Here is a 13290-nt window from a genome sequence, read left to right as displayed (position 1 = left end):
GCACGACCTCCTGCGGCGAACGGCGAACGGCGAATGGCCAACGGCGGGCGCAGCGGCCCCGCGGCCTCGCGGACCGGATTCAGTCTCCCGGGGGCCGGACGTCCATGGTCTTGGCGAGGTGGCGGCCGGTCAGGCTGTCGGATGACGCCGCGACCCGTCGCGGGGTTCCGGTGGCGACGATGCGGCCGCCGTCCGGTCCGCCTCCGGGGCCCATGTCGATGATGTGGTCGGCGTTGGCGATGAGGTCGAGGTCATGGTCGACGGCCACGACTGTCGCGCCCGCGGTGATCAGCCGGTCCAGGACACCGAGCAGGGTCGCGACGTCGCGCGGGTGGAGACCGACGGTGGGTTCGTCGAAGACGTAGAGGCTGTGGGCCTGGCGGGAGTGCAGGCCCCCGGCCAGGCGCATGCGCTGTGCTTCGCCGCCGGACAGCGTCGGCGTGGGTTCGCCGAGGCGCAGGTAGCCCAGCCCCACCTCGACCAGGGAACGCAGGTTGGGCGAGGGGAAGCGTTCGGCGGCTTCCGTCACCGTCAGACGCAGCACGTCGGCGATGGTCAGTCCGTCGACGGTGACTTCGAGGGTTTCGGGGTTGTAGCGGGCGCCGTCGCAGTCGGGACAGGTCAGGGTCATGTCGGGCAGGTACTGCACGTCCAGGGACGTCTCTCCCAGACCCTCGCAGGCCGGGCACTGTCCCGATCGGAGGTTGTAGGAGAAGCGTCCGGCGTCCCAGTTCCTGGCGCGCGCCTGCGGCGAGGCGGCGTAGAGGTCGCGGATGCCGTCGAAGGCTCCCGAGTACGTTGCCGGTGTGGAGCGGGAGTTGCGGCCGATGGGCGTGGCGTCCACCTGGACGACCCGGCGGATGCCGCCCCGTTCGAAGTGCGTGACATGCGGCGGGTGTTCACCGGTCAGCGCGGGCACCAGGCTGTCGAGGAGCAGGGTGGTCTTGCCCGATCCGGAGACCCCGGTGACGAGGGTGAGCCTGCCGACGGGGAAGCGCGCCGTCACCTCGTGCAGAGTACGGAGGCCGTCCACGGTGATCTCCAGGTGCGGATCGTCCGGGCCGACGGGGAGGGCCTTGCGCACCCGGACGTCGGCTGCCCCTGACAGGTACGGGCCGGTGACCGAGGCCGGATCCGCCGCGAGGTCCTCGGCGCTGCCCTGGCGCACCACCGTGCCGCCGGCGCGCCCGGCGCCCGGTCCCATTTCGATGAGCTGGTCGACGTGACGCAGCAAGGCCACGTCGTGGTCGACCATGACGACGGAGTTGCCGCTGTCGACGAGGGCCCGGATGACGTCGCGCAGCCCCTCGACGTTGGCGGGGTGCAGACCCACGGTGGGTTCGTCCAGCACGTAGAGCATGCCCGTGGACCGGTTGCGGAGGATGGAGGTGAGCTGGATGCGCTGGCGTTCCCCGGTGGACAGCGTGGTTCCGGCACGGTCGAGCGTCAGGTAGTCCAGGCCGAGGCGCAGCAGCGGATCCACGGACTGCGCCAGCTCGACGCCGAGTTGCCTGCCCAGGCCGGCCATCAGGTCGGGCAGGGGGCCGGGCAGCGCCGTCGCGAGGTCGGACAGGGGCAGTGCGCTGGTCTCCGCGATGGTCCGGCCGTCGACCAGCGTGGTCAGCGCCTGCGGCCGCAGCCGCGTGCCGTGGCAGGCCGGGCAGGTGCGGACCGTGAGGAACTTCCGCAGCCGCTCCCGGCCGCTCTCGCTCGCGGAGGCCAGCGAGTTGCCCACCGCGACCCGGGCGTTCTCGTACAGTGCGTTCAGCTCGGTGGCGCGGCCGGTCCTGCTGACCGGGAAGATCTGCTGCCGGACGGCGGGGCCGTCCATGACGATCTCCCGCTCGTGCTCGGTGAGTTGGCCGAACGGCACATCTGTGCGCACCCCGAGCGCCTTGACGACCTGGGGCATGAGCCCCCGCATGCCGATGCGCCACGGACGGACCGCACCGTCGTCGATGCTCTTGGACGGATCCGGCACGATCGCGTCGTCGTCGATCTCCTCGATGGTCCCCATGCCCTCGCAGACCGGGCAGGCGCCAAAGGAGTTGAAGGCGAAGGACTCGGCGCTCGGCACCTCGAAGGTCACCCCGCAGACCGGGCAGTCGGCCTGCGGGGCGCGGCTCCAGTCGAGCGAGGCATCGAGACGATGCCCGTTCGGGCACACGTGCGAGCCCAGGCGGGAGTACATCAGCCGGACGACATTGAGTACTTCGGTCATGGTACCTACCGTGCTGCGCCGTCCCGGCACGGGTGGACGCTGCCGCAGCGCGAGGGCGGCCGGAAGGAAGTCGATGCGGTCGACGTCCGGGCGGGCGGCCTGGCTGATCCGACGCCGGGTGTACGTGGACAGGCCCTCCAGGAAACGGTGGTAGACCTCGGCGTACAGCACACTCATCGCCAGTGACGACTTCCCTGAGCCGGACAGGCCGGTCAGCGCCACCCAGGACCACAGAGGGACGTCCACGTCGACGTCCCTCAGGTTGTTCGCGCGGGCACCGACCACCTTGATCGCCTTCGGAAGTCCAGTCACCTGCCGTGCCTTTCCGGAATCGGCCGACCGGCATGGGTCGGCGCGTCCGGCACACCGGCCGGCCGGCCCTTCGCGAACTCCTCGCGCAGCACGGGTACGACCTCCTCGCCGAGCATGTCGATCTGTTCGAGCACGGTCTTCAGCGGCAGCCCGGCATGGTCCACGAGGAACAACTGCCGCTGGTAGTCGCCGACGTACTCGCGGAAAGTCAGCGTCTTCTCGATCACCTGCTGCGGCGAGCCGACCGTCAGCGGCGTCTCGTCCATGTAGTCCTCCAGGGAGGGTCCGTGCCCGTAAACCGGCGCGACGTCGAAGTAGGGACGGAACTCCCGTACGGCGTCCTGCGAGTTCTTCCGCATGAACACATGCCCGCCGAGCCCGACGATCGCCTGCTCGGGCGTGCCGTGCCCGTAGTGCGCGTACCGCGTCCGGTACAGCTCGACCAGCCGTCGGACGTGGTCGGCCGGCCAGAAGACGTTGCTGTGGAGGAAGCCGTCGCCGTAGTAGGCGGCTTGTTCGGCGATCTCCGGGGAGCGGATGGAGCCGTGCCAGACGAAGGGGGGTATGCCGTCGAGTGGGCGGGGGGTGGAGGTGAAGGACTGCAGGGGTGTGCGGAAGCGGCCCTGCCAGTCGACGACGTCTTCGCGCCAGAGCTTGTGCAGGAGGGCGTAGTTCTCGATGGCGAGGTTGATGCCCTCGCGGATGTCCTTGCCGAACCAGGGGTAGACGGGTCCGGTGTTGCCGCGGCCCATCATGAGGTCGACGCGTCCGTCGGCCAGGTGCTGGAGCATGGCGTAGTCCTCGGCGATCTTCACCGGGTCGTTGGTGGTGATGAGCGTCGTGGAGGTGGAGAGGATCAGCTTCTCGGTGCGGGCGGCGATGTAGCCGAGCATCGTGGTCGGGGACGAGGGTACGAAGGGCGGGTTGTGGTGCTCGCCGGTCGCGAAGACGTCGAGTCCGACCTCCTCGGCCTTCAGGGCGATGGCGACCATGGCCTTGATCCGCTCGCGCTCGGTCGGTGTCCGGCCGGTGGTGGGGTCCTGTGTCACGTCACCGACGGTGGTGATCCCGAACTGCATGGTCGCCCACCCTTCCATGTGGTTGATGTGTCAACATCATAGCGGGAACGGGATCCGGGGCGCGTCTATTTCCACCGTTCGGTGGACGGGGCGGGCACCTCGCGGTCGCCGGTGTGAACTTCGACGCCTCGGCGCTTCGGTTGACTAGTCAACTATGTCGGTGGTTGGCTGGCGGCGGAAGTCTCCTCCTCGTACGGAGGAACGACGGCACGGCGGCCGTTCCGAGGGGGCGCGAAGGAACCCTCGTGTGGCGGACGACCCCGGCCGCGAGACGGCCGATGTCGTCCAGCCTGGTGGAGCGCCCATCGTGGCCGCGCCCGAACGCCCGGCAAGGCACAACCCCGTACCGCGGCCCGCAGCCGCAGAAAGGACGCGGTCGGCATGAGTGACCTCGACCTCCAGTCCGGGCTCCGTGAGTGCGGAGGCCGGGCCGACGTGTCCGGGCGGCCCGTCAGGGAGCTGCTGAACCCGCGCGAGGCAAGCCTGGGCGCCACGGCCGTCCGCAGGCTGCTGCCGAATCTGGGGCGGCGGATGGTGGGCGCCTGGTGCTTCGTCGACCACTTCGGCCCCGACGACATCGCCGACGAGCCCGGCATGCAGGTACCGCCCCACCCGCACATGGGCCTGCAGACGGTGAGCTGGCTGCACGAGGGCGAGGTGCTGCACCGCGACAGCGTCGGCAGTGTGCAGACCCTGCGCCCGCGCCGGCTCGGCCTGATGACGTCGGGGCGGGGCATCGCGCACGCCGAGCAGAGCACCGTTCCGCATCCCCGGCTGCTTCATGGTGCTCAGCTGTGGGTGGCGCTGCCCGAGGTCCACCGGAACACCGCGCCCGCCTTCGAGCATCACGCCGACCTGCCGGTCGTCACGGCCCCGGGGCTGACGGCCACCGTCATCCTGGGCGGACTGGACGGCGCGGTCTCGCCGGGCACGACGTACACGCCGCTGGTCGGCGCCGACCTCGCACTCGTCGAAGGCGCGGACGTACGGCTGCCGGTGGAGCCGGACTTCGAGTACGCCGTCCTGACGATGTCCGGGGTCACCGAAGTCGACGGGGTGCCTCTCGCCCCCGGCTCCATGGTCTATCTGGGCTCCGGGCGTTCCGAGCTGCCGCTGCGCGCCCTCAGTGACGCGGAGCTGCTGCTGCTCGGAGGGGAGCCGTTCGAGGAGAAGATCATCATGTGGTGGAACCTCATCGGCCGGACCCGGGAGGAGATCGCCGAGGGGCGTGCGGCCTGGATGTCAGGTGACCGTTTCGGCACGGTCCACGGCTACGACGGTGAGCCACTGCCCGCCCCCGCCCTGCCGGTGACGCCGCTCAAGCCCCGCGGCCGTACTCGCTGACCGCTGACCGTCAGCAGTGGGACGTTCGCTCCGTGCAGGTCTTGATGCCGGCTCCGGCGATGTCCTCGTGGCCGTCAGTCGGCGCTGGCGGCCATGTTCTGATCCTGTTCCAGTTGCTCCAGCTGCTTCGAGGAGGCGGTCCGAGAGTTCGGTGAACGTGGTCAGCTCCTGTGGCGTCAAGGGGGCGATGAGCAGGCGGCGTACGGCTCCGACGTGACGACGAGCGGATTCCGTGAGGGGATTGTTGATGCGTCATCAAGTCGTGTAGGTTGGGCCCCTGTAACCGGTTGATGTGTCATCCACTTGGCAGGTCGGCCGTCGGCCGAGGCGCGGGGTACGCAGCTCCGCGCGGCAAGGAGGAGAACCGTGTCGGAGAAGAAGGTCATCGCGGTAGTCGGTGCCACCGGCGCTCAGGGCGGCGGTCTGGCCCGCGCGATCCTGGCCGATGCGAGCGGCGAGTTCACGGTGCGTGCCCTGACGCGCAACGCCTCGTCGGAGAAGGCCCGTGAACTGGCCGAGCAGGGTGCCGAGGTGGTGGTGGCGGACATCCGTGACGCGGACAGTCTGGCGAAGGCGTTCGATGGAGCGTACGGCGCGTTCCTGGTGACCAACTTCTGGGAGCACGGGTCGCCGGAGCGGGAGAAGGAGGACGCGGCCACGATGGCGCGGGTCGCCAAGGCCGCCGGGCTGCGCCACGTCATCTGGTCCACCCTGGACGACACCCGCGAGCACATTCCGCTCGACGACGACCGGATGCCGACGCTGATGGGCACCTACAAGGTGCCGCACTTCGACGCCAAGGCCGAGGCCAACCAGCTGTTCACCGATGCCGGGGTGCCGACGACCTTCCTGGAGACCACGTTCTTCTGGGAGAACCTGCTCGGCCCGATGGCGCCGCAGCGTGACCAGGACGGCGCGCTGGTCCTGGCGCTGGCGATGGGTGACAGCAAGCTCGCCGGCATGGCGGCGGAGGACATCGGCAAGACCGCGTACGCCATCTTCCGGCGCGGTGCGGAATTCGTCGGCCGGACCGTGAGCATCGCCGGAGAGCATCTGACGGGAGCCGAGATGGCCGCCGTCCTCGGCGAGACGCTCGGTGAGCCGGTGACCTATGTCCCCGTTCCCTTCGACGTGCTGCGCGCGCAGGAGTGGCCCGGTGCGGGGGAGTCGGCGAACATGTTCCAGTTCTATGTCGAGGTCCCCGAGTTCGTGGCCGTGCGTGACCTCGACTTCGTGCGCAGCCTCAACCCCGCCCTGCAGACGTTCGAGCAGTGGGCACAGGCGCACAAGGACGCGTTCCCGCGCGGCTGACCGGTGCTCGCGTCGGCGTCGACGCCTGAGCCAATGGTTGATCTGCCACCCTCGCTTCTGGAGTTGGAATCATGTCCACCCCCGTCAAACTCGCTGTCATCTACTACTCCTCGACTGGCTTCAGCGCGGAGATCGCCAAGGAGATCAGCGACGCCGCCGCGAAGGCCGGTGCCGAAGTACGCCTGTTGAAGACCGCTGAACTCGCGTCCGAGGCCGCCGTTGCCGCCAACGAGGCATGGGCCGCCCATGTCGCCGCCGACGCGGGTGTTCCCGAGGCCACGCCGGACGACGTCGAGTGGGCCGACGCCGTCATCTTCGGCACCCCGACGCGCTTCGGGAACGTCTCTTCGCAGCTGAAGCAGTTCATCGACACCCTCGGTGGCCTGTGGGCCCAGGGCGTGCTGGCCCACAAGGTGTACAGCGGCTTCGTCACCACGGCCACGAAGCACGGCGGCCAGGAGTCGACGCTGCTGGCGCTGTACAACTCGATCCACCACTTCGGCGGCCTGGTCGTGCCGCCGGGCTACACCGACCCCGTGAAGTTCGTGGACGGCAACCCCTACGGCACCTCTCACGCCGACGCCCAGGGCAGCAACCCGATCGGCGACGAGACCCGCAACAGCGCCCGCTACCAGGCCGAGCGGGTGGTTCGGATCGCCGGTGCCCTCAAGCGCGGCTTCGCTGCCTGATCCCTCCCGGACGCCGGGGCTGCCGTGCTGCCGCTCACAGTCGCCCCGGCCCGCACTACCGGCCCGGTCACCCGGAGCACGGGCACGCCGCGGGGGACCCGGGCTCGACTCTCGCGTTTCGCACGCAGCACCGACGTTCCGCGTGGATCCGGGAAACACGTCGACGACGCCGACGGGTGCGCCATGAACTGCCGCTCGGTTTCGGCCGGAAGGGAATCCGTCGACACGGGCTCCCGATAGCGAACCGCAATGCGAGCCGCTCCGTAATATGGTGGACGTGTCACCAAACTGTTGGTGCCGTTCGAGGAGGAAATCATGAGCACGACCATCGCCGACGTCGTCGCCGAACACCTGACCATCTGGAACTCGCCCGCCGGTGAGGCACGCAGCCGTTCGATCGCCTCCACGTACTCGAGCGATGTGCTCGTCGCCGAGACGGACGCCGCGTTCCACGGCCACAAGGGAGTCGAGCAGGCCATCGACGCCCTGCAGGGCGCCATGCCGGGCATGGAGATCACACTGAGCGGCCCGATCCAGACCGCCCAGGAGCTGTCGACGTACACCTGGACCCTCGGGCCGGCCGGAGCGCCACCCGTCGTCACCGGGAGGGACGTGATCACCGTCCAGAACGGCGTCGTGGAGAGCGTGTACGTCGTCATCGACGCCCCTGGGCAGTGAGGCACTCCATGACCGGATGCCCGCGCGGGGCGGGCCCGCCGGAGCGATGCGGTCGTGCGAAGGACGCGAAACCGCCGCCCCCGACGACCTCGTCGCCGCGTCGGGCGGACCCGCCCCGTCCCGGCTGACGAGGTCGTCGACCGGCTCTCACGGGAAGGACCGGTCCACGGTGTGCGGTTCCTGGGCGAAGCTGGGCCGCCGGATTTCCACCGGGCAGGTGTTGGTGGCCGGCAGGGCGCGGAGTTCCTCGCGGGAAGCCCGCACATGAGTGACGAGACGCTCAGCGGCGTCTTCTCCCGCAGGTGCGTCTCGCGCCGCGCGATCAACCGGTCGGTCGCCCTCTTCGAGCGGGTCGGGGTCTCGGAGTCCGGCACCGCCGGCCGCTTCGCCCAGGCCGGAACCACCAGCCCCTCGTAACCGCGCTCACGGCACCGACCGAGCCACGACAGCACCCGTGGCCCGGCGGGAGTTCCAGGTGTTCACCGCCGCGGTGCCCCACAGGAGTTCCGGAGCCTCGCCGATCTCGTCGTCAGCGACCGACGCCAGCGGCCGGGCCTCACCGAGCCGATGTCGGCTCGGCGCACGATCTGACATGGATGTTCCTCGGCCCTCAACTCCACGGCCGCTGCTTCACCGTGACGTTCAGCCACCGCGAAACCGTCCTGGCCAAGTCCCTCGGCCGACCTCCGAGCCGCCCGCCGGCGCCGGGGGCGGGTGTGCGAGACTCCGCCGATGACCGCCGACATGATCACCGCGGACGCCTCCGGCACCTTCGAGCTGGGCGATCTGCCCGTCCACCGCATCGGCTTCGGCGCGATGCGGCTGACGGGCAGCGCCGCCTTCCACCTGGGCACCCCCAGCGACCGCGCACGCTCGATCGCCGTTCTGCGCAGGGCCGTCGAACTCGGTGTGAACCACATCGACACCGCCGCCTTCTACTTCTCCGCCCTGCGTTCCGCCAACGAACTCATCAACACCACCCTCGCCCCCTATGCGGACGACCTCGTCATCGCCACCAAGGTGGGCCCCTTCCGCGACTACTCCGGCGAGTGGGGCACCTCGGCCCGCCCCGACCAACTGCGCGCCCACGTCGAGGAGAACCTGCGCCAGCTCGGCCGGGACCACCTCGATCTCGTCTATCTGCGCCGCATGCGCCAGGACTCCGTCGCCGAACACTTCGGCGCGCTCGCCGAGTTGCGCGAGGCCGGCCTGATCCGGCACCTCGGCATCTCCGCGATCGAACCCCGGCACCTGACCGAGGCACTGGAGATCGCCCCCGTGGTCAGCGTGCAGAACCGGTACGGGCTGGACGGCGCCGACCCCCAGGGCGACAAGCTCCTGCGGATGTGCGGGGAGCGGGGCATCGCCTTCGTGCCCTTCTACGCCGTCGCGGGCAGCCGCGGCGAGCACGGCACCGCCGGCGCGGGAGACGAGGGGCAGGGGGGCGAGGGCTCGGGGAGCGGCGACCGGGGGAGGGACGACCGGGTGCGGGCCGTCGCCGCCGCCCACGGCGTGAGCCCCGCCCAGATCCGTATCGCCTGGACCCTGCACCGGGGCCCGCACGTCCTCGCCATCCCCGGCACCGGCAACCCCGACCACCTCACCGAGAACATCGCCGCCGGCGCCCTGCGCCTCACACAGGAGGAGCTGCGGAGCCTGGACGCGTTGCACACGGCGAGCGACTGACATGGGCAGGGGACAGAGGCGGGCCTGACAGGGGCAGGGGCAGGGGACAGAGGCGGGGAGTAGAGGCCGGGGGAAGAGGGGAGAGGGGAAGGGTTCGAGGCAGGGCGCTCTCGCCGGTGGACGGCGGCGGCTCCCCCCGCGTCCGCGGCTCCTCCTCAAACTCACCCCGCGTCCGCAGCCCCTCCCATAATGGATGCGGGCGCATGCCGTGGGACGGGACGGCGCCCGACTGACTACAATTTTGTAGACGTTTGCTGGAGTGAGTAGACGCCTGCTGGACTGAACTGGACTGGACGACGAGGACGGGGTGAGGATCGTTCCCATGACCGACGCGAAGGACGAACGCCGGCCGGCCGGCGAGCTGGAGGCGAGCGTCATGGCCGCGCTCTGGGCCGCCGGTGCCCCCCAGACGCCCGGCCAGGTCCAGGTCAGCCTTGCCTCGGACCTCGCCAGGACCACGGTGACGACGATCCTGACCCGGCTGCACGACAAGGGCGTGGTCGACCGGCACCGGCAGGGCCGCGGTTACGCCTACTTCCCCGTCCAGGACGCCCAGGGCCTCACCGCCCGCCGGATGCACACCGAACTCGACCGGGACGACGACCGCGAGACCGTACTCGCCCGCTTCGTCGCCCAGCTCAGCGCCGACGACGAGCGCATCCTGCGGGACCTGCTGGAATCCGAGGCCCCATGACCGCACTGTTCCTGCTGCCCCTGCTGCTGCCGTGCGTCCTGCCGGTACTGGCCCGCCGGACCCTCGACCGGCTCGCCCCGGCCGTCGCGCTGTGGGTGATCACCGTGTGTGCGGTCGTCGTCGCGGGCGGCTCGCTGGCGGCCCTCGGCACGTTCGTCCTCCTCGGGCTGCTCAAGGTGCCGCTGTTCGCCGCCCTCGGGGAACTGATACACCCGCTGCACACCGCCTCCGACCTCGTCGTCCTCCCGGTCGCCGCGACGTCCGTCGGTGTCCTCGCCGTGTGCGGCTGGACTCTCGTTCGCTCGGTCCTGCGTCAGACCCGTGCCTTCCGTGCCGCGCGCACGCAGGCGGGGCTGGGGCCGGCCGCGGGCGACCTGTGCGTGGTCGACTCGCCCCGCCCGGACGCGTACGCCCTGCCCGGACGCCCACACCGCATCGTCGTGACCACTGCCATGCTGCGCACTCTGGACGGCGCCGAGCGCGAGGCGCTGTTCGCGCACGAGCGGGCGCACAACGAGGGCGGCCACCACTACTTCCTCGCCGCCGCCGAACTCACGGCGCACTGCCACCCCGCGCTGCGCCCGGTCCGCGAGACGATCCGGCTCGCCGCCGAGCGCGCCGCCGACGAGGCCGCCGCGGCCAGTGTCGGCGACCGGCGCCTGACCGCGCGGGCCATCGCCCGCGCCGCCCTCGCCGGGCAGGCCGCCCGCACCGTGCGCCCCGACTTCGCCGCCGCCGCGACCACGGGCCCCGTCCCGCGGCGCGTCCAGGCCCTCCTGGCCGCCGCCCCGACCCGCCGTACGGGCCGCCTGATCGCCGCGCTGCTCCTCGCCTGCACGGCCGCCTCCGGGGTGGCCTCGGCCCTCGCCATGGCCGACTTCCACCACCGCGTCGAGGTCGCTCAGGGCGACGAGAAGCCCTGACGCGGACTCCCTTCTCCCGCGTGCTCGGACTCCCGTCCCCCGCATGCTCGGACTCTCGTTTCCCCACGCTTGGACTCCCGTCCCCCGCATGCGTGGACGCGCGTAGAACGGTGACTGGCGCGGGCGTAGTTTTACGTATAACCTCTCCGGCTAACCACCCTCACCGGAAGGCCCCGATGCGACGCGTTGCCCTGGTCACCCTCGTCGTGGACGACTATGACGAGGCCATCCGCTTCTACACCGACGCCCTCGGTTTCCGCCTCGCCGAGGACGAGCCCCGGCCGAACGGCGCCCGCTGGGTCGTCGTCGAGCCCGGTGCGCAGAGCGGTCACGGCACCGGACTGCTACTCGCCCGCGCCAAGGACGAGGACCAGCGCGCCCGGATCGGGGACCAGACCGGCGGGCGCGTCGGGTTCTTCCTGTACACCGACGACTTCGCCCGCGACCACGCCCGCATGACCGCCGCCGGTGTGACCTTCCTGGAGGAGCCGCGCCACGAGCCGTTCGGCTCGGTCGCCGTCTTCCAGGACCTGTACGGCAACCGCTGGGACCTGCTCCAGCCCGCTGGGTGAGCCCGCCCCGGCACACGCTGCTCCAGCCCGCCGGCTGAGCCCCCCGGCACACGTTCCTCCCGTCAAACGCTTCTCCCGCCACACGCTCGTCCCGCCCCACGCTCCACCCACCGCCTTGAACAGCCCGCTCACGGAAAGACCCGCCATGACTGCTACGCGCGTAGATGCCGATCTGATCCGCCGCCTGCCCAAGGCCGTCCTGCACGACCACCTCGACGGGGGCCTGCGTCCCGCGACGGTCGTCGAACTCGCGGCCGCGGTCGGCCACACCCTGCCCACCACCGACCCCGACGAGCTGGCCGCCTGGTACGTCGAGGCCGCCAACTCCGGGGACCTGGTCCGCTACATAGCCACCTTCGAGCACACCCTCGCCGTCATGCAGAACCGCGAGGGCCTGCTGCGCGTCGCCGAGGAGTACGTCCTGGATCTCGCCGCGGACGGCGTCGTCTACGCCGAGGTGCGCTACGCCCCCGAGCTGAACACGCGGGGCGGCCTGGCGATGAGCGAGGTCGTGGAGACCGTCCAGGAGGGCCTCGCCGCCGGCATGGCCAAGGCGGCCGCCGCCGGCACCCCCGTCCGGGTCGGCACCCTGCTGTGCGGCATGCGCATGTTCGACCGGGTCCGCGAAGCCGCCGACCTCGCCGTCGCCTACCGCGACGCCGGTGTCGTCGGCTTCGACATCGCGGGCGCCGAGGACGGCTTCCCGCCCGCCGACCACCTGGACGCCTTCGCGCACCTGCGAAGCGAGAGCGTCCCCTTCACCATCCACGCCGGTGAGGCGCACGGCCTGCCCAGCATCCACCAGGCCCTCCAGGTCTGCGGCGCCCAGCGCATCGGCCACGGCGTGCGCATCACCGAGGACATCCCCGACCTCGCCGCCGGCAAGCTCGGCCGCCTCGCCGGCTGGATCCGCGATCGCCGCGTCGCCCTGGAGATGTGCCCGACCTCCAACCTCCAGACCGGCTGCGCCACCTCGATCGCCGAGCACCCCATCACCGCCCTGAAGGACCTGGGCTTCCGGGTCACCGTCAACACCGACAACCGGCTGGTCTCCGGTACGACGATGACCCGGGAGATGTCCCTGCTGGTCGAGGAGGCCGGCTGGAGCGTCGAGGACCTGCGCACGGTCACGGTGAACGCCCTCAAGAGCGCGTTCATCCCGTTCGACGAGCGCAACGCCCTCATCGAGGACGTCGTCCTGCCGGGTTACGCGGCCGCGCTCTGAATCAGCCCCCTGATGCCTGAATCAGCCTTCTGAGGTCTGAATCAGCCCCCTGAGGTAGGCGGCCTGTCCGACGTGCTGGAGGTCGTCGGACAGGACGCTCACCAGGCGGACCCCCAGCGTGACCGGGGGATCCCAGCCCTCGTCCACGACCCGTTCGAGATCCTTGGCGGCCAGCGAGCGCAGGACGCCGAGGGTCTGCTCGTGGACGGCGTCGTAGTACCCGGTCAGCAGGTCGGCGGAGTCGACCCTGACCTTCGCGACCTTCGCCGGGGTGTGCCCGTAGCCGTGGTCACGGGCCGGCAGGCCGAGGCCGAAGCGCTTCTCCCAGCCCTGGGAGAGCCAGACCTGTTCGAGGCCGAAGGCGTCGGCGACATGGTCGTCCTGCACCCGGGTGAGGTGCCAGACGAGCCAGGCGATGGAGTTGGCCGCGGGCGTCGGGCGGTGGTTCAGTTCGTCCGGTCCGAGGCCGTCGAGGGCGGCGTGGACTTCTTCCTGGATGCGGCCGTAGCCGTCGATGAGGATGTCCTTGGCATGCATGGCTTCCACGATCCCAAAC

Annotated in this window: 12 protein-coding genes and 1 pseudogene; 9 read left to right on the top strand and 4 right to left on the bottom strand. The window is 70.8% G+C overall.

The genetic code is table 11. The features are described 5' to 3' along the window. Window positions 1-79 precede the first annotated feature (79 nt). Window positions 80-2533, bottom strand: coding sequence for an excinuclease ABC subunit UvrA (locus ACGFYV_RS28830; RefSeq protein WP_393881415.1), 2454 nt, complete (start codon window positions 2531-2533; stop codon window positions 80-82). Beyond that, complete coding sequence (locus tag ACGFYV_RS28825; RefSeq protein ID WP_393881414.1) at window positions 2530-3612, bottom strand: LLM class flavin-dependent oxidoreductase; 1083 nt, start codon at window positions 3610-3612, stop codon at window positions 2530-2532. Before ACGFYV_RS28825 ends, ACGFYV_RS28830 begins: the two co-directional genes overlap by 4 nt. Before the next feature lie 381 nt (window positions 3613-3993). On the opposite strand from ACGFYV_RS28825, the gene ACGFYV_RS28820 reads away from it, so the two are divergent. From ACGFYV_RS28820 to ACGFYV_RS28805, 4 genes are all read left to right on the top strand, one after another. Continuing rightward, on the top strand, window positions 3994-4956 hold the full coding sequence (locus ACGFYV_RS28820) for a pirin family protein (RefSeq protein ID WP_393881413.1): 963 nt from the start codon (window positions 3994-3996) through the stop codon (window positions 4954-4956). 366 nt (window positions 4957-5322) lie between these two features. Further along, window positions 5323-6267: an NmrA/HSCARG family protein gene (locus ACGFYV_RS28815; protein ID WP_393881412.1), complete on the top strand. Its 945-nt coding sequence runs from the start codon at window positions 5323-5325 to the stop codon at window positions 6265-6267. A gap of 71 nt (window positions 6268-6338) precedes the next feature. Beyond that, on the top strand, window positions 6339-6956 hold the full coding sequence (gene wrbA, locus ACGFYV_RS28810; RefSeq protein ID WP_393881411.1) for an NAD(P)H:quinone oxidoreductase: 618 nt from the start codon (window positions 6339-6341) through the stop codon (window positions 6954-6956). 315 nt (window positions 6957-7271) lie between these two features. Then, window positions 7272-7634 (top strand): hypothetical protein, encoded by a 363-nt coding sequence (locus ACGFYV_RS28805; protein WP_393881451.1) that lies wholly within the window; start codon window positions 7272-7274, stop codon window positions 7632-7634. 287 nt (window positions 7635-7921) lie between these two features. Here the strand turns inward: ACGFYV_RS28805 and ACGFYV_RS28800 are convergent. Further along, window positions 7922-8201: pseudogene (locus tag ACGFYV_RS28800) on the bottom strand (site-specific integrase); the annotation flags it as partial. Between the two features lie 165 nt (window positions 8202-8366). Here ACGFYV_RS28800 and ACGFYV_RS28795 point away from each other — a divergent pair. From ACGFYV_RS28795 to ACGFYV_RS28775, 5 genes are all read left to right on the top strand, one after another. Then, entirely contained in the window at window positions 8367-9320 is a 954-nt protein-coding gene (locus ACGFYV_RS28795; RefSeq protein ID WP_393881410.1) for an aldo/keto reductase, read from the top strand. Between the two features lie 322 nt (window positions 9321-9642). Next, window positions 9643-10014, top strand: a complete 372-nt coding sequence (locus ACGFYV_RS28790) for a BlaI/MecI/CopY family transcriptional regulator (protein WP_393881409.1) — start codon at window positions 9643-9645, stop codon at window positions 10012-10014. Continuing rightward, a complete protein-coding gene (locus ACGFYV_RS28785) occupies window positions 10011-10937 on the top strand; it encodes a M48 family metalloprotease (RefSeq protein WP_393881408.1) in 927 nt (308 codons plus the stop codon). The genes ACGFYV_RS28790 and ACGFYV_RS28785 overlap by 4 nt, the downstream gene beginning before the upstream one ends. Window positions 10938-11113: 176 nt before the next feature. After that, window positions 11114-11509, top strand: a complete 396-nt coding sequence (locus tag ACGFYV_RS28780) for a VOC family protein (RefSeq protein WP_393881407.1) — start codon at window positions 11114-11116, stop codon at window positions 11507-11509. Between the two features lie 145 nt (window positions 11510-11654). Beyond that, window positions 11655-12734: an adenosine deaminase gene (locus ACGFYV_RS28775; protein ID WP_393881406.1), complete on the top strand. Its 1080-nt coding sequence runs from the start codon at window positions 11655-11657 to the stop codon at window positions 12732-12734. 21 nt (window positions 12735-12755) lie between these two features. Here ACGFYV_RS28775 and ACGFYV_RS28770 read toward each other — a convergent pair whose 3' ends face one another. Further along, window positions 12756-13271, bottom strand: a complete 516-nt coding sequence (locus tag ACGFYV_RS28770; RefSeq protein ID WP_393881405.1) for a DUF664 domain-containing protein — start codon at window positions 13269-13271, stop codon at window positions 12756-12758. Window positions 13272-13290 lie beyond the last annotated feature (19 nt).

Source organism: Streptomyces sp. NPDC048297 (genome assembly GCF_043201585.1).
Taxonomy (GTDB): Bacteria; Actinomycetota; Actinomycetes; order Streptomycetales; family Streptomycetaceae; genus Streptomyces.
Note: the sequence above shows the minus strand (reverse complement) of the source record. Positions and strands in the feature narration are given on the sequence as shown.

Coding starts and splice junctions, on each gene's coding strand:
- ACGFYV_RS28825 (WP_393881414.1), bottom strand. CDS start 3,612: ATGCAGTTCGGGATCACCACCGTCGGTGACGTGACACAGGACCCCACC.
- ACGFYV_RS28820 (WP_393881413.1), top strand. CDS start 3,994: ATGAGTGACCTCGACCTCCAGTCCGGGCTCCGTGAGTGCGGAGGCCGG.
- wrbA (WP_393881411.1), top strand. CDS start 6,339: ATGTCCACCCCCGTCAAACTCGCTGTCATCTACTACTCCTCGACTGGC.
- ACGFYV_RS28805 (WP_393881451.1), top strand. CDS start 7,272: ATGAGCACGACCATCGCCGACGTCGTCGCCGAACACCTGACCATCTGG.
- ACGFYV_RS28795 (WP_393881410.1), top strand. CDS start 8,367: ATGACCGCCGACATGATCACCGCGGACGCCTCCGGCACCTTCGAGCTG.
- ACGFYV_RS28790 (WP_393881409.1), top strand. CDS start 9,643: ATGACCGACGCGAAGGACGAACGCCGGCCGGCCGGCGAGCTGGAGGCG.
- ACGFYV_RS28785 (WP_393881408.1), top strand. CDS start 10,011: ATGACCGCACTGTTCCTGCTGCCCCTGCTGCTGCCGTGCGTCCTGCCG.
- ACGFYV_RS28780 (WP_393881407.1), top strand. CDS start 11,114: ATGCGACGCGTTGCCCTGGTCACCCTCGTCGTGGACGACTATGACGAG.
- ACGFYV_RS28775 (WP_393881406.1), top strand. CDS start 11,655: ATGACTGCTACGCGCGTAGATGCCGATCTGATCCGCCGCCTGCCCAAG.
- ACGFYV_RS28770 (WP_393881405.1), bottom strand. CDS start 13,271: ATGCATGCCAAGGACATCCTCATCGACGGCTACGGCCGCATCCAGGAA.